The sequence below is a fragment of the Salisediminibacterium beveridgei genome (genome assembly GCF_001721685.1).
GTDB classification, from domain to species: domain Bacteria; phylum Bacillota; class Bacilli; order Bacillales; family Salisediminibacteriaceae; genus Salisediminibacterium; species Salisediminibacterium beveridgei.
Genome location: NZ_CP012502.1, coordinates 2056514 through 2080916 on the forward strand (window position 1 = coordinate 2056514; position 24403 = coordinate 2080916).

A 24403-nucleotide genomic window follows, 5' to 3' on the forward strand; every position below is an offset into this window, starting at 1 on the left:
ATGCCTCCTCCTGTTATTCGTTCCATTCTTTGATCATTTGTTTTAATAATTCACTATTCAGGCCTCTATAAAGCAGCAGGGTATCTCCTTTTAGTAAAGAAGTGAGTTCATCCATTGCCTGATGATGGGTATCATAATGACCGCCTTCCAGGTGAATTCCTGCATGTTTCAGAGCACTCCTGATCCAGAATGCTTTTTCCCCGATTGTAATAATGTCGGTTACCGGTGACCTTAATTCATCTGCGAAAACTTCATGAATCAGTTTTTCCTTTAATGGATTTTGTTGAAATCCCTCGTCCACAACCAGAACACGTCTTTGAAAGTGATGGAGGTGCTTCAACATCCCCAGGGAATACTTCAAGCCGCTTTTCAGACTCCGTCCATGATCAATCAATACCACCGTACCATCTTTAGAGTGGCACTCTTCCAGATCGAAATCCTTCATTTCAAGCTCTGAAATCGCTTGTGCAACGACCTCAGCTCCCATGCCTAAATGAACCGCAGGCCCAAATGCAGCCAGAACACTTTGCAAATGATCCTTCATGAGCCAAGGCAAGTGAAAGTCAAGAAACCGTACACCTTTTATGGTGAATTGCACCTCTTCATTTGCTTCTGCGACCGACTCAATTTGAAGGAGATGTTCCGGATCATTTCCATATATTACGGAATCAGTCTTCCAGTCTCGCGACATCCAGCGATCCCCGTCAACAAAAATTGTTCCTGTCGGCCGCATCCCTTCTTCAATATAGCCAGCGTGTTCCAATATGTCTTCCTCATGCTGATCACGATGGCAGCAAAGGACTGCCAATTGAGGAATGATCAGCTCACTTGCCTGTTTGACAATGTCATCTGTTCTTGCCGGTACATCAAATAATATGATATCCGTATCATCGGGCATCGATAAAATCGATGAAAAATAAGTAAACGGATCTCCCAATGTTTCTTCAGGAAGATAAACCCGATAATTGGTTTTTAACATATTTTTCAGAAAAATTCGGGTTAAATGCCGGGTATAGTCCCCAGTGACAGCAACTCTTGAAGGATCGATGTCAAATAGATAGCGCTCTGCCATTTCTGCCACCGCCTGCTCGGGATCTTTTACAATAAATAATGGAAAGTCGTCGGAAAGTGTACCGGGCACGGGTTCATCTTTTCGCCACAAGGCGCCTATTGCGCCATTTTCAACTGCAGCTTCAATCAATTGGTGTCCATCAAACATTTCGCCTTTCAGTGGGACAAATAAATCGCCCTCTTCAATCAGGTCCGGATTATAGGCAATCCCTTTGGCAACAAACGTCAAAGGGGCATGCCCCTGAATACTGACGGAGACCGATTGAATCAATTTCCTGTCAAGTTGTCCACTCATTGATATCTCTCCTTTATTGCTTCGATTGCCACAAGTCGGTCGTTAAAATCATATGTCTGATCACCAATGATCTGATATGATTCGTGTCCTTTACCTGCAATCAGAATCAATTCTTTTTCTTCCGCTTCGCACACTGCACGATAAATAGCCTCTTTCCTGTCGGTGATTACTTGATGATTTTCCTTTTGCATTCCCTTCAGGATATCTTCAATAATCATTTCAGGTACTTCAGATCTCGGATTATCCGATGTGATGAAGACTTTGTCGGCCAATGATTCAGCTATCGCTCCCATAAGAGGGCGTTTGTCTTTGTCGCGATCCCCACCACATCCGAATACAACCGTTAATCTCGAACTATTTGCTGCTTTTGCTGTCTCCAAAACGTTTCGCAAACTCTCTGGTGTATGGGCATAATCAACGATCACCTGAAATGGTGCCGGTTCAGATGGAACTGTCTCAAACCGCCCACTGACCTGAGGTAGATCTGATAATGTCTCAGCAATGAATTCACAGGATAGACCTGCCGCATAACCAGCAGCAAAAGCTGCCAGAGCATTATAAACAGAAAATAAACCTGTCATAGTCAGCGTGACCGGAAAAGACCCTTCTGCAGATTCTACTGAAAAAAACACGCCTCCAGGCTTTATGACGACATCCATCGCACGAAAATCACATGCATTATGAATGCCATAAGTCAAAACGGGAACAGCACACGCACCGATCATGACCTCTGCATAGTCATCATCAATATTGATGACCGCTCTTTTTTGAACATCGTTATTCCCCGCATTACCCATTCTGGAAAACAGGAGACTCTTTGCATATGCATATTGATCCATTGTCTTGTGATAATCCAGATGATCCTGACTGAGGTTGGTATAAACACCAATATCAAAATCGGTGCCGTGTACTCTTCCCATTTGTAGAGCATGAGAAGATACTTCCATAGTAACTGAATCAACCCTGTGATTCGTCATCTCGTGAAGAAGACTTTGCAATACAAAAGATTCCGGTGTTGTGTTTAGGGTATCGGTTTTGATTCCGTTCATTTCAGTATACATTGTTCCGATCATTCCCGCATTTTTCCCGGCAGCTTTAAGCAGATGTTGAATAAAATGTGTGACTGTTGTTTTTCCATTTGTCCCAGTGACCCCAATCATTTGCATTTTGGAACTCGGATAGTCATAAAAACATGCGGACATCAATGCCATCGCACGCTTGGAATCATTCACTATAATCTGAACTCCTTCAACATCCAGTTTCTTTTCGGTCACAAATGCAACTGCTCCTTTGCTTTTCGCTTGTTTTGCAAACTCATGACCATCAACGGTGAATCCTCTGATGCAAAAAAACAAGGCACCTTCCATCACTTTTCGCGAATCCATTTCCAAAGATTGAATGTCAGTTTCCGGATTCCCTTCAATCCTGCAAGAAGCCAGTATGTTCGTCAGTTCATATAATTTCATGGCGATCACCCTTTGTTTCGTCATTAACGGTTGTATATACCCTGTCTCATTTTACTTCCACACCCGCGATTTGTCATCCACTTAATCGAATTGTAAAGAATCTGTTAGACAGGGAAGAGGAATGGCTGTTTCACCATTCCTCTCACGTACTAATCCATAAAAAAATCAGCATCCTCTTCTTCAAGAGACTCTTCCTGTTGGTCCAGCCATACATCCTCATCCATCTCGCTGCCAGACAGTTGAATGGACAATCGGTTCATCGATGCCGTATCCGCACCCGGTTCGGGAACCTGGTGCAAAACAAAACCGGTTCCGTCAGCATCGACCTCGATATCGAGTAACTCCGAAAGCATATAGACACTCCTCAGTGACCACCCTGTCAGATCAGGCATGGAGACCTCACCATTTGTAACAAGTAACACGGTTTCACCGTTTACTGCTTCAGTCCCCGGGGGAGGTGACTGTGCAGCCACCTGATTTCCTTCGCCGATCTTCTTGACCTTGAAACCGGTCTCCATCAAAGAATTAAAAGTGTCTTCCGCGGCATCTCCGACATGATCCGGCATCGTTACCTCTTCTGCAAAAGGAAGTCCTTCGTCATCTTCTGTCGGTGTGATGTTCAAATACTGCAGTGATTGCTCCATGACTTGCCGGAACACTTTACTGACAGGCTCGTTACCTTGCACATGTGGTTCAATATCCGGTTTTTCTACCGCCACATAGACAATCACTTCCGGATCCTGTGCCGGAGCCATCCCCAAAAAAGAATAAATGTAATTGCCATGTCCTGACTGATAGCCGGGAGAATCCTCATTCGGAATTTGAGCGGTTCCTGTTTTCCCCGCTACTTTGAAACCATCAATGGCATAAGGGCGACCCGTGCCTGTTTCATGCGAAACGGCGGTTTCCAGAAGTGCCAGTACACGATTGGCTGTCACCGCACTGACCGGATTCCCGGCAACTTCAGGTTTTTGTTCTAAGACCGGATCTCCCTTCGTTCCGCCAATAATTTGATCAACGACATACGGTTTCATCATCTGCCCCTGATTCGCAATGGCTGTCGCTGCCTGCACTTGCTGAATAGGTGACACTGCAGAACCTTGTCCAAATGAAGTAGTTGCTGTATCGATCGTATACGTATCCGCGATCATTCCGGTTGTCTCATTTGGAAGATCTATGCCTGTCGGTTCTCGAAAACCGAAAGACTGAATGTAGTCATACAATCGTTCCTCACCCAGGTGTTCAAGTGCCAGCTTTGAAAAAGCAACGTTCGATGATCTTCTTAATCCTTCATCAAAAGTAATTTCTCCCCAACCTCTTCCCTGGTTATGGTCATGCACCGTTCTGTCAGTCACTTGATACGACCCCGATTGATACGTATCATTCCCCCGGTACACGTCCTCTTCGATGGCTGCAGCCAACGTGAACATCTTCATCGTTGATCCAGGTTCAAACCTTGATGCAACGGCATAATTCGTATAATTCTCAATTTGTTCATAGTGGTTCGGGTTGAATCCGGGCCGATTGGACATCGCGAGTATTTCTCCGGTCTTGGCATGAGCTGCAATCGCGATCATCCGTTCAGGGTCGTAATCCTCTTCCACCTGATTCATTGTCTGTTCCATCGCTGTCTGAATTTTCGAATCGATCGTCAAAATAACGTCAGCACCATCAACCGGTTCCTCAATTTGTTCATCCGCATTTAACAGCGGTCGCCTTCTTCCATCACGCTGATAGGTGATCGAGCCGGCTTCGCCTTCAAGATATTCATTCAACGTGTTTTCAAGACCCATCCTCGCAACGCTCATATCCCGTTCCGTATATCCAATCACATGTGATGCAAAGGTCTGCCTCGGATAATACCTGCGCGGATCTTCTCTGAATACGATTCCATCAAGATCTAAGTTTTCAACTTTCTTCATGGTTTCGTAGCTCAAATTTTTTGCAGATGGCCCAAGTTCGACCTGGGCTGCGTCACGCGACAAATAGTCTGTCAGAAGTCCTTTATCCATATCGAGGACGTTCGCTAATTCAGAAGCCGTTTCAAGAGGATCATCCACATACCGATCATATCTGTCATCCAAAATCGCAACGATGGTGTAGGAAGATATTTCTTCTGCGATGATTTCACCATTCCGATCCAAAATAGACCCTCTTTTTCCATGGAGGGTCCTAGAATCAGTCCACCTGGACTCAATCATCGTTCTCAAATCTTCGCCCTGCACCTCTTTCGCCGCCTGTATGTAGACAAACCGGGAAAATAAAACTGCGATCAAAACGAGCATGACAGCGAATAAAAAAGCCCCCCGGTAAACCATTGACTTTCTTCGTTTGGCATTCATAAGATCACGCCCCTACTCATTCGAAGCATTCGATGAATATCCGTGAATGACATGCACTTTGTCGTCGCTTAAAGTCATTCCCAAATCATTTTGAGCGATATATAGAATGCGGTCCGGATCCGATAGTTCCTTCACTTGAAGTGATAACCCGTCAATTGCGCTTTCCTGTTGAACGATTTGTTGCTCCATCTGCTGAATATCGTGATTGGACATATACATCAAGGCATAATTCGTGATCAATACAAAACATACCAGTGTCATAGCAATGACACCAAAGGAATAGATGAGTTTCTCCCCTTTTGTAAAACGTCCTTTATAAATCCGCTCCTTGACTTGATGCTTCTCAACTTGTCTCGCAGGTGATACGAGCGTTTGACGAGGATTCTTTACCGCACTCATACTATCCCTCCTGTTAAGTTTGTTTTTCCGCGATCCTCAACTTTGCTGAATGAGCGCGGTTATTCGCTTCCAACTCAAGATCAACCGCGGTAATCGGTTTACGATTGACCAGTTTCAGTTCCGGTTCAAAACCATCGGGGATGACAGGCATACCTTTCGGTAATTCCGGCGGCTGACTTTTCTTTTTGAACAACTGTTTACAAATCCGGTCTTCAAGAGAATGAAACGTAATAACGGCTATTCTTCCACCTGTTTCTGTCATCTCGATCGCATCCTCGAGTGCTTGTTCAAACACGCCGAGTTCGTCATTTACAGCGATTCGGATGGCCTGAAACGTTCGTTTTGCAGGATGCCCTCCTTTTCGTCTTGCCGGGGCTGGTATTGCATCCTTTATAATTTCAACCAGTTCGTAAGTGGTTTTAATCGGTTTGATTTCACGCTGTTTTTCTATTTTCCTTGCAATGGATTTGGCGAATTTCTCTTCTCCATACCGGCTGATAATCTTCATCAAATCATGAAAAGACCATTCGTTTATAACTTCGTAAGCACTTAGGGGGCTGCTTTGGTCCATCCGCATGTCCAATGGGGCATCGAACCGGTAACTGAAGCCACGTTCCGGAACATCAAATTGTGGAGATGATACACCGAGATCAAAGACGAACCCATCTACCTTGTCATATCCTAAATTCATTAACTCTTCTTTAAGAAATCTGAAATTCCGCTGAATAGGGTGAATCATCGACTGCCATTTTGAAAGTCGTTCCATTGCATGGGCCAAAGCTTGAGCATCCTGGTCAAACGCGATCAGTTTGCCATTCGGACCAAGTTTCTCAAGTATTCGCTGACTATGGCCTCCACCGCCTAATGTGCAGTCAACATAGACGCCGTCTGCTTTAATATTTAAACCTGAAATGGTTTCCTCAAGGAGTACGGTATCATGTTCAAACAATCCCTCTCCTCCTCTCTTCTCTTTCCGTTTTATATCAATTAGTTATAAATCGAAATCAACGATGCTTTCTGCAATCTCACTGAAGGATTCCTCTGATTCCGCGAAATAATTTTCCCACGCTTCTTTACTCCAAATCTCCACGCGGCTGCTGACACCGATTACGACACATTCTTTTTCCAGTCCAGCATATGTACGAAGAATTCCAGGAATATTGGCTCTCCCCTGTTTGTCCAGTTCACATTCCACTGCACCTGAGAAAAAGAACCGGGTAAACGCCCTCGCATCTTTTTTGGTGAAGGGCAAGGATTTCAGCTTCTCTTCAATGATTTTCCATTCTGATTCGGGATAAACGAATAAACATTTCTCCATCCCTCTTGTAACAATAAAACGGGAACCCAGACCTTCTCTGAATCGGGCAGGTATGATCATTCGTCCTTTATCATCAATATTATGATGATGCTCTCCCATGAACATACAGTCTCCCCCTCCCACTCTATAACACTAATCTACCACATCCCTCCACTTTCTACCACTCTATTTCGAAATAAAGTCAGAAATTTTAGTAATAGGGGTCTTTTTACTTATAATTCTAGATTTTACCTTTATACAAAAAAGGATCACCCAGCTGCTGGGTAATCCTTCTTACAAGTATAAAGCTATGTGTTCTCCGCCATCGAATTTTTTCGGGTAAGCGCCCAATAGATCATACAAAAGATTGACGAACTTCGTATCATATGTATGAAGGAGAGAAACGATCGAGTAGGTGCGTTCCTGCAGCTGACCGCCAGGAGCAAGTCTCCCCTCGACATCAGACAGTCGTGTGATATGTTGGCTCTGATCTAATGCCCTCAGTCTTCTGATCTCTTTCGAATGTTCTTCAAATTTCTTTATTAATTCTTTTTCCAAATGCAAACCTGCTTGCTCATAATGCCCGGGTTCCCCCGAGTAAGACTGTTTCAACTGATCAATTGCCTGTTTCAAATTATTTTCAAAGTCCGTCAATACCTCTTTATCATTGACTCTCACGTTTCGCTTCGATAATTCATCGATTTTGTGAGCAACACCATCACGAATGACCTCTTCAATTTGAAGCTCGTATCGCTTCAGCTCTTTTTCACTTTTCCGGTCGACAATCGTAAAATGAAGTCTCGGCCGGACCAAAGGCATCTGATGACCAAGTACTGAAAAGGCTTCTTTCAAAGTACCCCAATAGCGAATTTCACCGGCTCCGCCAATGAACGTGTGTACAGGAAAAAGCAGATCCTGCATCAAAGGTCTTGTCACGACATTATTACTCAGTTTCAGACGACCTTGACGCAGTTCGGCGATGAGTTCCTCTTTTGTCCAGTGACAGCCCGAAGCAGGGTCTGCAAACTGATTTTCACCCACTGCGGAGAGTAATTGGCGTTCACCATTGATATCGTGGACAAAAAGATGTGAATTCTGATCGAAAGTCTCGATGGGTTCTCCGTATCCTGCCTGCTTTAACGCTGAGGCAGTATTTCGAAAAGCCTTCCTGATTTCCGCGTTGCAATGAATCAGATCCGCAAAATATTCTTTTTCCAGGCTCCGAATTTCCGGATCATGTGCATCCATAAAAACCAGTCCGGTTCCTTCGAAGAGGTTTTGGAACCACTTCCAAAAAAACGTGCTGTAGGTTTCGACGTCTTCAAGCAAATGATCAATCTCATCAATCAACTCTCTGGTTCTGAAGGATTCATGATCAACTTCAAGCAAAGCAGTCAACACATGCTGTACATCCTTTTTTGAAATATGCTGCTCAGAAGCCGGCAGTTTGAGCGGACTGCTGTTTTTTAATTTGCATTTACGCTGTCGATCATCATAAACATACGTATGGTTGATCTCATCTTCATCATGATCTTCCCCCGCGATCCAAAATACCGGAATTACCGGGCGATCGTATTTCTCTTCCAATCTCTTTGCTTCGAGCAATATTGACAGCATTTTATGAACAGTGTAAAGAGGTCCTCCAAAGATTCCTGCCTGCTGACCACCAATGACAACCGTTGCCCTATCTGATCTGAGGCGTTCTATATTCATGATCGCTTCAGCGTCCTCCAGGTTATTGCCCTGTTGAAAATGCAGTAACGCATCACATAATGCCTGACGCTGATATGTATATTTTTCAAGTTCATCAAATCGTGCCTGCTCATCATCATCACTCAATGTATAGTCAAAGAAATGACGCAATGCACCACTGAATTTTATGTATTCCCTCACAAATCCAGAAGGGGAATGATTTAATTGTTCAAGTTTCATCACACATCCAACTTTCCTGACTCGTCATAATATCAAAAAAATTATAGCAGACTTGCTTTCATCCACCAATGAATATGCTTATCCTGCGAGATCACGATAAACTCGAAAGGTCATGAGTGCAATATAACTAAAGAAATAAAAAATAAAATGTATTCGCCAGGCCGTAATGAATGCACGCATGAGTAGCACATCATCGTACAACCGCCAGTAAATAAAAAGTGTCAGGCCGAGTAACACAATAAATACCGCTGTTATCGGAAACCACATATCGATCAGCCAGATTTCCTGAATGATAAAGTAAATCGCGGCCATAAAGAAGGGTACAGAGATGTCTACAGATCTTTTCACCTTTCGCCGGTGATGACCGGACCAGATAAATTGAATCAGATAAGCCAGGAAAATAACCAGCACAGGCCAGGTGATAAAAGTTGCAAAAACATGGGTTAATACGGTTGCCATTAATCAGATTCCCCTTTGATATTCCAGTTGATGTATGTCGTACAATAATTTTTGAGTCACCGTAACCGGTAAGCCTATCTTTTCTCCTTCGCGAATGATAAATCCCAGGATTGCATCCACTTCAGTTTTTCTGCCATGATCAATATCAACTTTCATGGAGGATTCATTTTTCGCAGTTTTTCTTAATACGTCAAGAACAAACGACCAGTCGTCGTCTTTCAGTTTTAAAATGGGAGTCGCTTCATCAAAAACACTGCGTCCAATAGCCAAAAGCTGCTCGTTTTCGATCAATTCCCCATTTCGGATACCATAAAGCGCCGTAATCGGATTTACCACAGCATTTACAATTAATTTCTTTTTTTGATAATCTTCCACGTTCCCTGTCTGGTGAACTGGATAATCCGGTTCATTGTGGAGAAGCGTTACAAGTCCTTTATTTAACGAATCATCCATGATCAAAGCCCCTTTACCAGTATGCTCCACCTCCGTATGAGAATGTTTCATGATCCCATGTGTAACAATAGCAGGGAAAGCCTTAAAAAAACCGTATTTGGAAGCTTCTTCGATGTGCCCCATTCCGTTTTGCAGAAATAAAATCGGGACATCTTCTTTTATGTTGGGAGGAATGATGTGTTTAATTTGTTCAAACCACTCTGGTAAATTGGTTTGTTTCAATGCATTGACCATGATGTCAATATCTGTAAAATCGATATCCGTCAATCGTTCAGAATCTGCTGCACGGACATATTCCTTCCATGTATGCCCTGTGGCTCTCACAGTGATGCCCCCTGCTTGAACAGCATCGGCCTGTTCCTGAGAGCGGCTCACCAACATCACTTCTATCCCCTTTTGTTGCCAATGAGCTGCAGTGAACAGACCAACCGCTCCAGCACCAAAAATTACAGCCCTCATAAGAGATTCCTCCTTATTGGCACACCTGAATTTCAGCATACCATATTCACATCTGTTCAGTATGTCAATTTTGGGATTTTTAATCAAGATGGCGATCTGAAATTCTCAGAACAGGAGATTCAAACGAATACGTTTTCATTTTTGTGTAAATGAATTATAATAAAAGAGTAAAATCATCCACACAATTCATTATTCATGAGAAATGAGCTGGAGGGGTTATGATGACAGGACATGAAGTAGTCAAACTGAGAGTGAATTTTAAAACGCTCGAAGAATTTGAGAATTTCAGGGAATATGGTCAGCAGGAGCTGTCCATGAAAGAAGACCTTGAAGAAAACATTGTTGAAAATGACAGTGAATCACCTTTCTATGGCGTCTATTTCGGCAACAAGCTTGTTGGACGAATGAGCCTTTATAAGATTAATGCAAAATACGACCAGTATTTTGATCCGCCTCACGATTATTTGGAACTCTGGAAGCTCGAAGTACTTCCAGGCTACCAGGGAAAAGGGATTGGAAATGCAATGGTTGAATACGCAAAAAGTTTTGGTCTTCCTGTCAAAACAAATGCACGCCAACGCTCAGATGATTTTTGGAAAAAACAAGCTTTTTCTCCGTTAACTTATCAGACAGACCGCGATCGTGGTGAAAACCCTTATGTCTGGCTTCCTGAAGGCGTAAAAGAAAAGCTCCATGTGCAAGAAAAAGCTGTTCAGGCGAAATCCGAACCCATTGAAAATGAGGAAACGTAATCCCTGAAGACGATAATTATTATTCCGTAACTGCGCGAAATGCATGGTTACGGTTTTTTTTGAGCAACATTCATTTATTGACGGTCCAGAAACAAACGTATCATTTCTCCGTGTTTCTCACTTCCCCAGGACCTTGAACAGGTTAAGGCCTCCATTTTCATCGCTTGATACATAGTTTCGTCAGCCCTTTTTTTATGAACGTTTTTGAGGTCTGCAACAGAGGGGATCGATGCCTTGACTGTCAGTCCCTTTTGCTCAAGATCATTTGCGGAATAAAGCTCTCCGGTAGACAACATCTCAAATACCGTTTTGTGATCGACATGACGACTTAATAATTCCGCTCCTCCCCAGCCGGTTTGAATACCCAACTTCACCTGAATAAAACCTACTTTGGAAGCCGGTGTAAGTATCACCTTGTCACAAGCCATGGCCAGTTCCGCTCCACCACCTATCGCTGCTCCCTCAACAAAAGCCGTAACAGGACAAGGCAAAAACGCAATGCGATATAATTGATCCATCATCGGTTTGAGCATATGATCATATACATCCGCCCCCCCTGCCAGTGTATGAAAATCGTTCAGGTCGCCACCACTGCAGAATGTCTCTCCAGCGCCGCAGATCAAAACTGCCTGTAATGTCTTATCCCGCTCGAGCTGATCCAGAACAATCTCCAGATTCTCCAACATGTCAAAATTCACAGCATTTTTGACATGTGGCCGATTCAATGTAATTTTTGCCACGCCCTTATCAAGCCAAGATTGTTCAACTGTTCTCATGCTATTCACTCCCAATCCTTCATCGCTGTCGATTAGAACTCACGGAAACAATATCCATGTAAGGCATTAGAAATACCACATCAAACATGTTACAAAGCAAAAAAAGCAGGAAAAGCTGTTTAGAGCTCTTCCTGCCGTCACTGTCATTTATTTTGATACGACGTCCCGGCCTTTATAGGCTCCACAAGACTTGCATACACGGTGAGAAAGTTTCATTTCTCCGCATTCAGGACATTCAACCATGCCCGGCACGCGCAATTTTAAGTGTGTACGACGTTGACGCTTTTTCGTCTTACTTGTTCTTCTAAATGGTACTGCCATGAGTCCCACCTCCTTGATGATATTCATTGTTATGGTGCGTTTGACAGCATGTTAGTGCTTATCAAAAAAATCTCCCAGTTTTTTCAGTCTCGGATCCACCTGTGTGTCATCGGAGTGTTCATCCTCAACATCAACATTGAGTTGCCAGCCTGGACCTTCCTCTGGAGCTGGGCCTGCCTTTTGATCGCTGAAAACTCTCAACGGTTTTTCCAGAAGGATTCTCTCCTGAATATAAGGCAGTAAGTTAACCGTTTGACCATCAAGGTCATGGACGTCATCGTCATCCTCTTCGAAGGTGGCCCATTCTTCAAGGGGGAATATCTCCACCGCTTGAATGGTGAAGGGATGCTTAACATCGTTTAATGTTCGTGCACACGGCAGCGTCATGCTTCCTTCGAGCTGCAACTTGAATGTTACAGATTCTTTGGTGAACAACGCTTTCCCACTTACATGAACAGGGGTGACGTCTCTGATTTCACGGTCTACACTCATTACCTGACTCATGTCGACCGATTCGTTCAATTGCAATCCCTTATGCCGGAGGGTTTGCAACTGCTGTACTGACCATTTCATTTCTTTCACCTCAAGACAACAAATGTAATTATATCTTTCAAGCAATGCTTTGTCAAGAATATTTCTTTACAATACTGGTTGAACTTTTTGTTGATACATATGGTTTTTTATAGGATAACAATTTGATATAATCCTGATGTAATGGATTGGATTTGAACTGTTATCACTCAACTGATCAGGTTATCGTCATTACAGATTAATAAGGAGGCTTTCAATGCGTATTACAGGTTTAATTGTTGAATATAACCCGTTTCATAACGGCCACCTTCATCATCTGAAAGAAGCTGCAAAGAAGACAAATGCTGATGTAACCGTTGCGATTATGAGTGGAAACTTCCTGCAACGCGGGGAACCTGCGATTATCGATAAATGGACACGAGCTAAAGTCGCCGTTGAAACCGGCGTCGATCTGGTATTTGAACTGCCTTTTCATTATGCTGTCCAACCCGCTGACCGGTTTGCAGCGGGGGCTGTATCCATGCTTCATCAAGCAGGTGTTACAGATCTTGTTTTTGGAAGTGAATGCGGAGACACCGCCGCTTTCATCCATGCTGCCAAGGCCAGTGTGACGAATAAAGATCAGATTGACAAGCTTTTGAAAAAACAATTGAAAACTGGTATCAGTTTCCCTAAAGCTTATGCATCAGCTATTGAGGATGCATGCGGGGAACAGTTACGTCTCGACATGTCCAAACCCAATAATAGTCTTGGTTTCCATTATACCCGTGCAGCAGAATTGTTTAAACCCCTGCAAGTTCACACCATTCAGCGCATCGGGGCCAATTATCATGATGAGGAATTTAAATACAGCACTTATGCAAGTGCAACAGGGATCCGTAAAGCGATTTTCAACCAGCATAACTGGCAAGAAGTCATCTCTGACGCCGTTCCTCACGCTACATTATCCGCATTAGACGAAACAGAAACAACCGAAAAAGTATTAAACCATTGGGAGTCCTTCTACCCATTTTTACAATACCGTTTAATGACCAGTAAACCGGAAGAACTCTCTTGCATTTACGACTGCGACGAAGGAATTGAAAACCGGCTGATTCGGGCAGTGACAGCCGCTGATTTTGATACGTTTATCAAAAAGGTGAAAACAAAACGTTACACAAGAACACGGATTCAGCGGTTGCTCGTTCACATGCTCATTCATGTCACGAAAAAAGAACTGCAAGACGCACTTGAGGATCCTCCACCCTACCGCATACTCGCCATGAATGAAACCGGGAAAGCATACTTGCATTCAATTAAACACCGAGATTTGCATTTCATTTCAAACAAACACCAATCAGGAGCAACAACTGCGTCATCTTTAAACGAAAGAGCAGCTCAAATCTATCATTTACCTATTCGACATCTGAACTATTACCCTGAAGAATACAAGCGCAGACCCATATTTACAGGTCAGGATGAACCTCGTGTCTGATCAAGATCACCCTGAATGTGATCAGGATTAAAGGTCATACAAATAATCAAGCGCGTCGCTGAACGTGTCCACAGGAACAATCTCCATGTCTGTTCCGCTTGATTCTGCAGCCCGAAGTGCCTCATTATAATTCGAACTTTCATTTCCGTTTTCATATGGAGCAAAGAATACATCTGCACCAGATTCGTGAGCTGCATGAACTTTTTGACCGGTTCCACCAATTCTGCCTACACTGCCTTCTTCATTCATTGAACCGGTCCCTGCGATATTTAAACCAGCTGTAATATCCTCTTCAGTTAATTGGTTGTAGATTTCAAGGGTGAACATCAGTCCCGCTGAAGGCCCGCCAATCTGTGCGGCATCAATGTCCACCTGCTTTGATGTGGTCAATGTCCGATCTGTCACCGGGGCTCCTATCCCTAAACCTGCCGCACCTGGTTCTGCACCGATAGCTTCCGGGAATGCCTGAATTTCAATATCTTCAGTACGTTCTTCATCCCCGCGTTCAAAAGTAACAGATACCACATCACCTTCTTCATAGTCGGAAAGATAGTCCAGCATTTCCTGGACTTCCTCAACTTTATTATCGCCTATACCAATAATCCGGTCTCCTGATTCGAGTACTTCAATCGCATCCATCCCCTCAATCACTTGTGTGACCAGTACACCGTGGTACTCGAATTCGGCAGTCTCATCAGCTTCTTTATAAGCGACGATCACTGCCGTTTCCTGAGAACCGCTCATAAGCATCATCTGCCTGTGTTGATATTGTTCATCACTTTCACCTTGCGGTCTTACCTCATCCATATGCAATAGTTCTCTTCGATCGCTGAACACCGACCAGACATAATTGACTGGATTGGCTCTGCCCATCCGGATCGTCGTCAGCATAAAAGATCCTTCATAATCATAACGATCTTCAACCTCAATGACTTCGCTCAATACTTTCGCATCACCAGGAACTGTGAAATAGTATGGCGTCTGTATAAAATTCAATCCAATAATAATACCGAATAAAACGACCCATTTGATTATTGAACGCGACCAGTTACTGTTTGATTCTTGCATCCTCCGACTCCTTCCAAAACCCGCTACAGTTCTTTATTGAATTTCTTATTCAATGCATCTTCCACACATTCCGGTACGAGATCCTGAGTATGTGCATGATATTTTGCCAGTTCTTTAACGATGCTAGAACTTAAATAGGCATATTCCGGACTTGTCATCATGAATACCGTTTCGACCTGCTTGTCCAGTTTTTGATTAATGGACGCCATCTGAAGTTCATATTCAAAATCAGATACTGCTCTGAGTCCTTTAATAATCGCTTTCGCATTTTTTTGTCTGACATAGTCAATCAGAAGTCCGTCAAATTGATCTACTTCTACATTGTCCAATGATTCGACGGTTTTTTCAATTAATTTCACTCGCTCCTCTGCAGAGAACAGTGGATTTTTAGTCCGGTTGTTTAATACAGACACAATCACCTTGTCAAAGAGTCCTGAAGCCCTTGTGATGATATCCAGATGTCCTTTGGTTACCGGATCAAAACTCCCGGGTATAATGCCGATTTTTTCACGCATGCAATTCACTCCATTCGTATAATGATATGACTGTATCCCCATATGCCAGGTTTCGGACTTTGACTATTCCGTCAATCTTTTCTGGCAATTCAACTTTCCGATCATGTTCACAGAGAATCACACCATGCGCATGAAGTAAGTCGAGTTCACAGATGGAAGAAAGATTCTCTGGTATCGCCTGCTTTTGATAGGGAGGGTCGAGAATAATCAGATGGAACTGCAAATTTCTTTCAGCCAAGTGATTCAGGGCTTTTTGAGCATCATTGCGGTACACTTCACTTTGCTCCATCAAACCTGTTTCACGAAGGTTTTCTTTAATTGTTCGTATTGCTTGACCGGTTTTATCATTGAAAATCCCTTTGTCCATCCCTCTGCTCAAAGCCTCAATCCCCATTGCACCGCTTCCTGCATAAAGATCAAGAACGACGCCACCATCAAAATAGGGGCCTAAGATTTGATAAATGGCTTCTTTTACTTTATCGGATGTCGGCCTTGTCGACATCCCGGCAACGCTTTTTAACTTCTTGCCTTTCATTTGACCGCTGATCACTCTCATCAGCGTTCCCCCCTCTCGTTCATCGTTATCTATCAAACAGAAGAAGCCTTCAGGCGTACTGAAGGCCAAACAATGAAATCATGATCAGATTCCCATTTTATATTCTTCTTTTTTCGCTTCTTTGGGTGCCTTAGACTGGTACTCTGTTTTGATAAAGGGCCGCATCGATTGCTCAACGCTCTTGACAGCATTGATGGAAAGCAGTCGTTTTGTTACTTCTTCGACGCGATCAATATCACAGTATAAATACACATATTTCATTCTCCTGGACACATAATGAATGTGACCGTGCCTTTTTAACTGTTTTAACGGTTTCAAGGAATGAAGCCAGACAACAAGCCCTAACCGTTTTTCCGGTTCGAACTCCTCTTTTTCATCAACCACAGCCGCAACTCCCTCCTGTTCCGCAGCCACCTGAGCAACCAGACTCAAAAAATGGATTTCCTGTCGGTACTTTAATATCTGATGATACAGAGGCCGCAAGCGTCTCACTGATCTCATCGAGCAGTGCTTCAAGTGCTTTCTCTGCCTCTTTAAAAGAGTGAATAACCGGATCTGTATCAACTTGACGCTTCAGTTCCCGAATTTCCCGGGTAACGGTATGGAAATCGGGATGATATTTCCCAAACCTTTGCACTTCGTCATAGGCAACTTTCTTTTCATTAAATTTATGAAGTAATTGCCTGCACGAATCGGTATTCTGAACTTCTTTTTTCGATTCGATATAACTATGATAAATCTCCGAATGGAGAACCAACTCATTCAACTCATCAGATGCCATAAGGACATCTACATTTGTGATCATCGCAGTAGTCAAATTGAACACCTCCAGCTTTCAGTATAACATGAAATTCTTCCATCTGACGATACCCTTCTATTCTAACGGTAATTTATGAAGTTTTGGGTGTAATAAAAGTCATAAACACCACTTGCAACATAAGTAAAGTCCTCACTCAACAGATTCACACGATGTCCTTCACTGTTTAACCAGCCATTAACCACCTCGAGGCTGTCGATGTAATGTGCAGCTATGTTTTCAGCGGCGCCTTGAAAATTCACGTCATCTTCATTCAATCTGTCCGCCAATGAACCCGTATTCGGTGAATCATGAGCAAAGAAACCATTCGAATACATATCGCGACTATGTGCTCTGGCAATTAACCGGACGTCCTCAGCTTTTTCCATTGAATATAATCCTTTTTGTTCTCTGAAGTGGTTGCTGAGAATATGAATCAGTTCCTCTTGTCCTTCTTGCCATTGAATCATCTCATCACCTGCTAATTCTTCCGGTTCAATGAGCGACCCCCGGTACGAAAGACTATATGGGCGCTGTGTTAAGAGAACTTCCTCTGTTTGTTTCCTGACCGCTGTTAAGCTGCCGTCAAACTTGTCAAAATACAACTGAGCGTAATCTCCTGACTCAAGAATCACAAGAGGCTTTGTCAATACATCTTCTTCTGTCAAATCGAAGACATAGCTCGACATGACGCCTCCAAGATCCACTTCGTCCTGATAATCGAATCGGTTTCTCACAGATTCATATGATTCACCAATTGAGATGCCGTTTACGGAGGACCCGTTTTCAACGATCATTTTCGTCACAACAGTACCATTCTGAATCCCGTACAAATGCGGAGTCACAACCTCATCAAAACGCCACCATTCGTAACCGTAAGGCGTCCAGAAGACCTGGTCCGGTTTACCAAAACGGGATTGCAGTTCTTCACTAGTGGCATGCAATCCCACAGTTTCTTCATGAACAGACCCGGACTCTGTAATACGATTCACGGAGGAATCCGCCTCATCAGATTCAATATGCCGATCATTATCTTCTTCCCATTTTTCCGTGGATATCGGTGACGGGTCTTCAATCAGAATCGTGAACCCGATCAATGCCAGCATAAAGATAATCAGGAAGCTCGTCATAACACTTATTGTCCTTAGCATCATATGGCTCCTTCCTTCAGTGAATAACCTTCTGATTAAATTATACAATAAATCCGCTGTCACAATGATTGCAAGTAATAACAATTCATAATATGATAGTAAAGAGTAAAATATCAGTTGATCAATTGAGGAGGTTTCAATTCACCATGAAATTTGAACAAACCGGACTTGAAGGCGTACAGATCCGATTTGATGATCTGGATGAAATTATGAGCGATCTTGGTTTCGATCGAGGTTGGGACTACGAGCGGGCTACCTATGATTATAAAATGATTGATCAAGTCGAAGATGCAACCTATTACTTCAGAATGCCTTGTTTTGCAGTTGAAGGCGAGATCCCGCAGTCAGACTGCAGGATCGAAATGATGACACCTTATGTTGGCAAACATTATTACCCTCATGGCGTCGAATACGATGAAGAGTTTCCCCAAAAAATCGTGGATAAATGCCACCAGAAAATCGATGCGGCATCAGAAAAGATCAAGGCAGACAAACTGGCTTGACAAGCGATTCAAGAGTTTTTTAGGCACATCGACCATCTCAGGCGAGGTGCCTTTCTTTTCACATGCATTCAGGTAATAAAATGATTTTCATATTACAGTGACAGAAAGGAGTTTATCAGTGACTCCAGCGACAACAAGACTCGTTCGTAAATATGTAACGATTGCAATTGCAATTCTCATAATCGGGCTTCTCATTTATTATATTCTGCCCGTTGCAACACCCATTTTAACCGCACTGGTCGCTGCCTTGTTTCTTACACCTGCAGTGAACGGTTTGACCCGTTATACGAAAATGACCAGACCAATTTCCGTCTTTGTTGTCTTTGTCAGTTTCATTACGGTCATTTCGGCTCTCGGATACATATTGTTCACTCGGGCATTGACCCAGTTAAATCAATTTTTAAATAATCTCCCCAGCATGATTAATGACGTGAATATTGCCTGGATCAATATTCTTGATAATCTGCGTCTGCAGTTCGACCAGTATTCCCAGGATATTGTGAATGAAATTGATTTTGCTGTTACCAATGCATTAATCGGATTAAGAGATCAGATTCAGGATATCAACATCATTGAAATGACGACCAGCCTTTTAACTGCTATCCCCTCCTATATCGTGTCATTCCTTGTTTTTTTAATTGCATTGTATTTATTTCTACTGGATCTTCCTCGTTTAAAATTGAAGGTTTTCACCTACTTTTCAGATGAGACAGCGGAAAAAGTCAGCTTTATGTCTAACAGGCTTTCTTATGTCATTTTCGGATTTTTCAAAGCTCAGTTCCTGGTCAGTATCATCATTTTTATTGTTACTATTATCGGATTGATGATTATTGCACCAGAAGTCGCCTTAATTATGTCAATTTTCATCTGGGCAATTGATTTCATCCCTATCATCGGCTCAATCGCAGTGCTTGCACCCTGGGCAGGTTATCAACTCATTATGGGAGAGACCTTCATGGCGATCCAGCTACTCGTACTCGCAGGGATTTTGTTGACGATCCGGCGTACAGTGGAACCGAAAGTCATGGGCCACCATATTGGTTTATCACCACTGGCAACATTGATTTCACTCTATATTGGACTTATGCTTTTAGGTGCCATCGGCTTTATCCTTGGTCCGTTGGCTGTGATTTTGTTTCAAAGCGCAAAAGAAGCGGATATCATTAAATTTAATTTCAAGATTTAAGAACACCCCGGCAATCGACGGCCGGGGTGTTTTTCACGCATAGGTTGTTTCATCCGCCAAAACTGAGAATTGCTCTGAAGAGGTTGGTCGTCTCCCCAGGTGGATAGATTACATAAAGGAGTAAGTATACTGCAATACCTGTAACCGCAGAAGTGAACCAAATCACAGACGTCCAAGGACCAAGTTTCCGATGACGGCCAAGTTTCTGTTTATAGCCTGTATATAGCTGATAAAGCCCCAATACTGCCGCAATTGTTGCCATCGAAATATGGAAAATCAAAAAGATCGTGTAGTACAGCACCACTTCATCAGGTCCGCCAAATGAGGTGCTGCCTATGAAAAATGTTTTTGATAAATAGGTGATGAAAAAAATCACCGCAAATACCGCGCCCCAGAACATTGCTTTTTGATGTTCCTGAATTTTCCCCCGGATCACAAGCACCCATCCGGTTGCTACAAATACCGCACTGACCGCAATAAAAACTGTACTGATAAAAGGTAAAAATAGTGCCATCATTCTGCCTCCTGCTATATTGATATTGTAAAGTATAACATCACGGGCATGAATCAACCACGATTTCATCTTATGCCAAATATAAATAAAACTTCCTGAATGAAGTGTCAAAAAAGCCATCCACAATTCAGTGAATGGCTCAAACAGATCAAATTGATTAGTATTTAACGACTCCAATCAAAAACATCAATGCCCCAACAGTCAGAACTGCAATCAGCATACCCGTCCAGATCATAATGTTTACCCAGCTTGTTTTTCTTTCGCCCATATGCATAAAGATATACAGTTGAAAGGTAACTTGAACAGCCGCAAGTAATAAAATGAACGGAATTGCAAAACCGGATGGAATGGCGTCAGAAGCAATCGAAATAAATGCCATACTGGTAATCGCAATCATCAGAAAATAAGATGCAAGTTGCGTCTTCGCTTCTTTTTTCAACTTTCGCTCGGTCTGCTTGGACGGTTTACCTTTTAAAGGTGCCGTTGCGTCAAGATGTGAACTCATTCGATCATCCCCCTATTCCGAGAAGATACACGACAGTAAAGATAAATACCCAAACGACATCAATGAAGTGCCAGTAAAGGACAGCCGTATTGAATTTTGGTGCATTGTAAAGCGTCAATCCGGTTTTCCGGTAGCGCACAAGTAAAGTCGTGATCCACACAATACCGAACAAAACGTGGGCACCGTGTGTGCCGACCAGCGTATAAAAACTTGATGCAAACGCTGATGTTGAGAAACCAAGCCCTGCGTGATAATATTCATAGAATTCATAGATCTCAAAGCCAAGGAAAGCCGTTCCAAGAATCACCGTCATGGACATCCACATCAGAAGCTTCTTAAAATTTCCTCGGTGCATGTTGATAATCGCCATGACGGAAGTCAAACTGCTTGTCAGAAGAATCATTGTCATGATGAACACCAAATCCAGGTGAAACAGGTCTGCTGGTCCCGGACCATCAATGGTGCCTCCACGAAGTCCGAGATAGGTGCCGATCAGGCTTCCGAAAAGCACTGTCTCACCGCCAAGGAAAAACCAGAATCCAAGATACTTATTTCTGCCTTCGAGGGTTGCTTTTTCAGGTTGTTCAGGCAATTCTTTAATGTCTATTGCTTCGTGTTCAGCCATGATGATCACCCTCCAAATCTCGTTTAATTCGATCAACCGGAATGTGATGACCGTGATCTTCTTTAACCGAGCGGACAAACATCGCGCCAAATGTGATGATGAGTCCTACAAACAGAATCGGATAGTTCAAATAAATAAAACCGAAGCTGGCAATGAATAAACCCAAAGAAATGATAAAAGGAAGAATCGTGCTGTTCGGCATATGGATATCCTCCAATGGTTCCGAAGCTTTCATTTTACCATCACCTTCATATTTTTCATGCCAGAACGCATCCAGATCACGAACTAAAGGAGTCTGCGCGAAGTTATATTCAGGCACCGGTGTTGGTGTTGTCCACTCCAGCGTTCGACCGTCCCATGGATCACGTACATTATCTTTATTCCCAATGGATACAAAAATATTAACCAGCAAGATAATAAAGGCGATCGTCATCAGGAAGGCACCCATTGTACTGATGAAGTTGAACTCATCCAAGCCTTGATTTGAGAGATATGATGCCACTCGTCTAGGCATACCCATTAAACCAAGGAAGTGCTGTACAAAGAATGTCAAGTGGAATCCGATCAGGAACAGCCAGAAGAACCATTTACCGAGTGTTTCATTCAATCTGTATCCGAAAATTTTAGGCCACCAGAAAAATGCGCCAGAGAAAAGCCCGAATACGACACCTCCGATAATAACGTAATGGAAATGCGCCACTACGAAGTATGTGTCATGAAACTGATAGTTGGCTGCGGAGACTGCAAGCATAACTCCGGTCACACCACCCATGACGAATGATGGGATAAAACCGAGAGCGAAAAGGTTGGCGGTTGTAAACTGAATCCTCCCGCCCCAAAGGGTTAACAGCCAGTTGAATATCTTGATCCCAGTTGGAACAGCGATCGCCATGGTTGCAACGGCAAAGATCGCATTTGCCACCGGTCCCATACCTACTGTAAACATATGGTGAGCCCACACCATGAATCCAAGGAACCCGATAATCAGTGTAGCAAACACCATAGCGGAATACCCAAAGATACGTTTTTTGGCAAACGTAGCCAGGACTTCAGAGAAGATACCAAAAGCAGGTAATATTAAAATGTACACTTCCGGGTGTCCGAATATCCAGAATAAGTGCTGCCAGATAATGACATTCCCTCCGGAAGCCACTACGAAATATTGTGCATCAAACAACCGCTCCAACATGAGTAGCAATAACCCAATCGTCAGTGCCGGAAAGGCAAAAAGAATCAGCATGGAAGCAACGAAAGAACTCCAAGTGAAAAGCGGCATTCTCATCATACTCATGCCTGGTGCCCGCATGTTAATAACCGTAACCAAAAAGTTGATTCCACCGATCAGCGTCCCCAGACCACTGACCTGTAAACCGAGAACATAATAATCCAGTCCATGCCCCGGTGATGTACTTGAAAGCGGCACATAGGCCGTCCAACCGGCATCAGGTGCACCCCCGGCAAACCAGGAAATATTCAACAGAATACCACCGAAAAGGAATAACCAGAAACCCAATGCGTTCAAAAAAGGAAATGCCACGTCCCTGGCTCCTATTTGAAGCGGAATTATAAAATTCATAAATCCGAATAATAATGGCATGGCTGCCAAAAATATCATCGTCGTACCGTGCATCGTTAATAATTCATTAAAAGATTGTGCGCTCAGAAATGAGAATTCCGGAAACATCAGCTGTATCCGCATTAAAATGGCTTCAAGTCCGCCAAGAGCAAAGAAAAATGCTCCGCCTGCTAAATACATGATGCCGATTTTTTTGTGATCGACGGTTGTCAGCCATTCCATGATCACACTTTTAGAACCTGCTTGTGCAGTAGACACGTGAGAAAACCTCCTTCATCCAGTCGTTTAGTCAAGAATTTTCAATCCATTTAAATATTCAATCAGTGCTGCCATTTCTTCATCGTCGATCTGTTCTTGACTATACGATGGCATGTCAGCACCTGGTTTATATTCCTGAGTATCCCGAAGCCAATTTTCGAGATTTTCTTCATTGTACTCCAGATAACCGGCAATCACCTGACGTTCACCAAAGTTTGTCAAATTAGGCCCCGTTGCGCCGCCATCTTCTCCAACGGCGTGACAGCTGATACAGCTGTCCTGGAATACTTCACGGCCATCGGCCGCGACTGTACCTTCTTCTGGATGAGTCGCCGTTTCAGAAGGTTCTGCCATGTTCTCTGCCCACTGATCAAAGGCATCCGGGTCAACAGCAACAACCTTAAAGTCCATCAGCCAGTGTGACGGACCACAAAGCTCAGTACATTTCCCCATATATACTCCTTCGTTCGGAGCTTCAAACCACATTTCATTCGTGATTCCAGGGACATTATCCTGTTTACCAGCCAATGCGGGGACCCAGAAGGAGTGCTGCACATCTTCTGACTCCAATGAAATAATGATTCTAGTATCGGTTGGAATATACATGTCTTGTCCGGCAACAATATCGTGATCCGGATAATTAAATTCCCACCAGAACTGGTGCGCAATGACTTCGATATGAACATGATCCATTTCCTCTTCTTCTTCTTCAGTCATAACGCTGGTATTGGCAAGCGTAAAGGTATCCATCACGTTTGGCACTGCCAGCATAAGCAAAAGAATAATCGGAATGGTTGTCCAGATGATCTCCAGTGTCCGATTCCCGTGAACTTGTTTCGGTATATGTGTATCACCTGGTCGCTCCCTGAATTTAATCAAAACAAAAATATAAATTAAAAATACGACAACCAGGACAAAAATCATGATGTATAAGCTCAAGGCAATCAAAGAGTATTGCATATCCGCAACAGGACCCTGTGGGTCAAGTGCTGATAAATTTTCCACGCCACACCCTGACAATAGCAGGATGAGCCCCAATGGTAACAAACGCCATAGGTTTTTCATTTTGTAACAACCCCACTTTCTCCAGTCAATTTGCTTATCATAATTGTTCATTGAACCC

At 43.2% G+C, this 24403-nt stretch carries 27 protein-coding genes; 4 read left to right on the top strand and 23 right to left on the bottom strand.

The genetic code is table 11. The features are described 5' to 3' along the window. Positions 1 to 13: 13 nt before the first annotated feature. The 9 genes from BBEV_RS09595 to BBEV_RS09635 all read right to left on the bottom strand — a co-directional run bounded on the left by BBEV_RS09595 (position 14) and on the right by BBEV_RS09635 (position 10173). Positions 14 to 1366, bottom strand: coding sequence for a UDP-N-acetylmuramoyl-tripeptide--D-alanyl-D-alanine ligase (locus tag BBEV_RS09595; protein ID WP_069365275.1), 1353 nt, complete (start codon positions 1364 to 1366; stop codon positions 14 to 16). Further along, positions 1363 to 2832 carry a UDP-N-acetylmuramoyl-L-alanyl-D-glutamate--2,6-diaminopimelate ligase gene (locus BBEV_RS09600; RefSeq protein ID WP_069365276.1) on the bottom strand — a complete coding sequence of 490 codons (1470 nt, stop codon included), beginning with the start codon at positions 2830 to 2832 and terminating at the stop codon, positions 1363 to 1365. The genes BBEV_RS09595 and BBEV_RS09600 overlap by 4 nt, the downstream gene beginning before the upstream one ends. 149 nt (positions 2833 to 2981) lie before the next feature. Further along, on the bottom strand, positions 2982 to 5174 hold the full coding sequence (locus tag BBEV_RS09605) for a penicillin-binding protein (RefSeq protein WP_069365277.1): 2193 nt from the start codon (positions 5172 to 5174) through the stop codon (positions 2982 to 2984). Between the two features lie 12 nt (positions 5175 to 5186). Next, a complete protein-coding gene (gene ftsL / locus BBEV_RS09610; protein WP_069365278.1) occupies positions 5187 to 5573 on the bottom strand; it encodes a cell division protein FtsL in 387 nt (128 codons plus the stop codon). Positions 5574 to 5586: 13 nt separating this feature from the next. Then, positions 5587 to 6522 carry a 16S rRNA (cytosine(1402)-N(4))-methyltransferase RsmH gene (gene rsmH, locus BBEV_RS09615; RefSeq protein ID WP_069365279.1) on the bottom strand — a complete coding sequence of 312 codons (936 nt, stop codon included), beginning with the start codon at positions 6520 to 6522 and terminating at the stop codon, positions 5587 to 5589. Between the two features lie 42 nt (positions 6523 to 6564). Then, positions 6565 to 6996 (bottom strand): division/cell wall cluster transcriptional repressor MraZ, encoded by a 432-nt coding sequence (mraZ, locus tag BBEV_RS09620; RefSeq protein WP_069365280.1) that lies wholly within the window; start codon positions 6994 to 6996, stop codon positions 6565 to 6567. A 168-nt stretch (positions 6997 to 7164) separates the two neighbouring features. Then, positions 7165 to 8802 carry a bacillithiol biosynthesis cysteine-adding enzyme BshC gene (bshC, locus tag BBEV_RS09625; RefSeq protein WP_232318319.1) on the bottom strand — a complete coding sequence of 546 codons (1638 nt, stop codon included), beginning with the start codon at positions 8800 to 8802 and terminating at the stop codon, positions 7165 to 7167. Between the two features lie 78 nt (positions 8803 to 8880). Further along, on the bottom strand, positions 8881 to 9261 hold the full coding sequence (locus tag BBEV_RS09630; protein WP_069365282.1) for a DUF3397 domain-containing protein: 381 nt from the start codon (positions 9259 to 9261) through the stop codon (positions 8881 to 8883). A gap of 3 nt (positions 9262 to 9264) precedes the next feature. Further along, positions 9265 to 10173, bottom strand: coding sequence for a ketopantoate reductase family protein (locus tag BBEV_RS09635; protein ID WP_069365283.1), 909 nt, complete (start codon positions 10171 to 10173; stop codon positions 9265 to 9267). A gap of 221 nt (positions 10174 to 10394) precedes the next feature. On the opposite strand from BBEV_RS09635, the gene BBEV_RS09640 reads away from it, so the two are divergent. After that, on the top strand, positions 10395 to 10925 hold the full coding sequence (locus tag BBEV_RS09640) for an N-acetyltransferase (RefSeq protein ID WP_069365284.1): 531 nt from the start codon (positions 10395 to 10397) through the stop codon (positions 10923 to 10925). A gap of 74 nt (positions 10926 to 10999) precedes the next feature. Here the strand turns inward: BBEV_RS09640 and BBEV_RS09645 are convergent, their stop codons facing one another. The 3 genes from BBEV_RS09645 to BBEV_RS09650 all read right to left on the bottom strand — a co-directional run bounded on the left by BBEV_RS09645 (position 11000) and on the right by BBEV_RS09650 (position 12595). Further along, on the bottom strand, positions 11000 to 11701 hold the full coding sequence (locus BBEV_RS09645) for an enoyl-CoA hydratase/isomerase family protein (protein WP_069365285.1): 702 nt from the start codon (positions 11699 to 11701) through the stop codon (positions 11000 to 11002). Positions 11702 to 11848: 147 nt separating this feature from the next. Further along, positions 11849 to 12022: a 50S ribosomal protein L32 gene (rpmF, locus tag BBEV_RS17175; RefSeq protein WP_013172572.1), complete on the bottom strand. Its 174-nt coding sequence runs from the start codon at positions 12020 to 12022 to the stop codon at positions 11849 to 11851. Between the two features lie 51 nt (positions 12023 to 12073). Further along, positions 12074 to 12595: a YceD family protein gene (locus tag BBEV_RS09650; RefSeq protein WP_069365286.1), complete on the bottom strand. Its 522-nt coding sequence runs from the start codon at positions 12593 to 12595 to the stop codon at positions 12074 to 12076. 214 nt (positions 12596 to 12809) lie between these two features. Here BBEV_RS09650 and BBEV_RS09655 point away from each other — a divergent pair, with 214 nt between their 5' ends. Continuing rightward, positions 12810 to 14027 carry a nucleotidyltransferase gene (locus tag BBEV_RS09655; RefSeq protein ID WP_069365287.1) on the top strand — a complete coding sequence of 406 codons (1218 nt, stop codon included), beginning with the start codon at positions 12810 to 12812 and terminating at the stop codon, positions 14025 to 14027. Positions 14028 to 14054: 27 nt separating this feature from the next. Here the strand turns inward: BBEV_RS09655 and BBEV_RS09660 are convergent, their stop codons facing one another. The 6 genes from BBEV_RS09660 to BBEV_RS09685 form a co-directional block, all read right to left on the bottom strand. Further along, on the bottom strand, positions 14055 to 15095 hold the full coding sequence (locus BBEV_RS09660; RefSeq protein WP_069365288.1) for a SepM family pheromone-processing serine protease: 1041 nt from the start codon (positions 15093 to 15095) through the stop codon (positions 14055 to 14057). A gap of 23 nt (positions 15096 to 15118) precedes the next feature. Beyond that, a complete protein-coding gene (gene coaD, locus BBEV_RS09665) occupies positions 15119 to 15610 on the bottom strand; it encodes a pantetheine-phosphate adenylyltransferase (protein WP_069365289.1) in 492 nt (163 codons plus the stop codon). After that, entirely contained in the window at positions 15603 to 16166 is a 564-nt protein-coding gene (gene rsmD / locus BBEV_RS09670; protein ID WP_069365290.1) for a 16S rRNA (guanine(966)-N(2))-methyltransferase RsmD, read from the bottom strand. Before rsmD ends, coaD begins: the two co-directional genes overlap by 8 nt. A gap of 84 nt (positions 16167 to 16250) precedes the next feature. Then, the gene (locus BBEV_RS09675) at positions 16251 to 16550 is read right to left on the bottom strand and encodes a YlbG family protein (RefSeq protein ID WP_069365291.1); all 300 of its coding nucleotides are present in this window, start codon (positions 16548 to 16550) and stop codon (positions 16251 to 16253) included. Next, a complete protein-coding gene (locus BBEV_RS17810) occupies positions 16543 to 16983 on the bottom strand; it encodes a YlbF/YmcA family competence regulator (protein WP_084007326.1) in 441 nt (146 codons plus the stop codon). Before BBEV_RS17810 ends, BBEV_RS09675 begins: the two co-directional genes overlap by 8 nt. 62 nt (positions 16984 to 17045) lie before the next feature. Further along, positions 17046 to 18113: a CAP domain-containing protein gene (locus tag BBEV_RS09685; RefSeq protein ID WP_198154977.1), complete on the bottom strand. Its 1068-nt coding sequence runs from the start codon at positions 18111 to 18113 to the stop codon at positions 17046 to 17048. Positions 18114 to 18259: 146 nt separating this feature from the next. Between BBEV_RS09685 and BBEV_RS09690 the strand changes: the two genes are divergently transcribed. After that, entirely contained in the window at positions 18260 to 18616 is a 357-nt protein-coding gene (locus BBEV_RS09690; protein WP_069365293.1) for a YugN family protein, read from the top strand. A gap of 118 nt (positions 18617 to 18734) precedes the next feature. After that, positions 18735 to 19802, top strand: coding sequence for a sporulation integral membrane protein YtvI (gene ytvI, locus BBEV_RS09695; protein ID WP_069365294.1), 1068 nt, complete (start codon positions 18735 to 18737; stop codon positions 19800 to 19802). Positions 19803 to 19851: 49 nt separating this feature from the next. Here ytvI and BBEV_RS09700 read toward each other — a convergent pair whose 3' ends face one another. The 5 genes from BBEV_RS09700 to coxB form a co-directional block, all read right to left on the bottom strand. Then, positions 19852 to 20316 (bottom strand): DUF420 domain-containing protein, encoded by a 465-nt coding sequence (locus tag BBEV_RS09700; protein ID WP_084007328.1) that lies wholly within the window; start codon positions 20314 to 20316, stop codon positions 19852 to 19854. A 157-nt stretch (positions 20317 to 20473) separates the two neighbouring features. Beyond that, a complete protein-coding gene (locus tag BBEV_RS09705; RefSeq protein ID WP_069365296.1) occupies positions 20474 to 20821 on the bottom strand; it encodes a cytochrome C oxidase subunit IV family protein in 348 nt (115 codons plus the stop codon). Positions 20822 to 20825: 4 nt separating this feature from the next. Continuing rightward, positions 20826 to 21446, bottom strand: a complete 621-nt coding sequence (locus BBEV_RS09710) for a cytochrome (ubi)quinol oxidase subunit III (RefSeq protein ID WP_069365297.1) — start codon at positions 21444 to 21446, stop codon at positions 20826 to 20828. Beyond that, a complete protein-coding gene (gene ctaD / locus BBEV_RS09715; RefSeq protein ID WP_069366694.1) occupies positions 21439 to 23244 on the bottom strand; it encodes a cytochrome c oxidase subunit I in 1806 nt (601 codons plus the stop codon). The genes BBEV_RS09710 and ctaD overlap by 8 nt, the downstream gene beginning before the upstream one ends. Positions 23245 to 23307: 63 nt before the next feature. Then, complete coding sequence (coxB, locus tag BBEV_RS09720; protein ID WP_069365298.1) at positions 23308 to 24345, bottom strand: cytochrome c oxidase subunit II; 1038 nt, start codon at positions 24343 to 24345, stop codon at positions 23308 to 23310. Between the last annotated feature and the right edge of the window lie 58 nt (positions 24346 to 24403).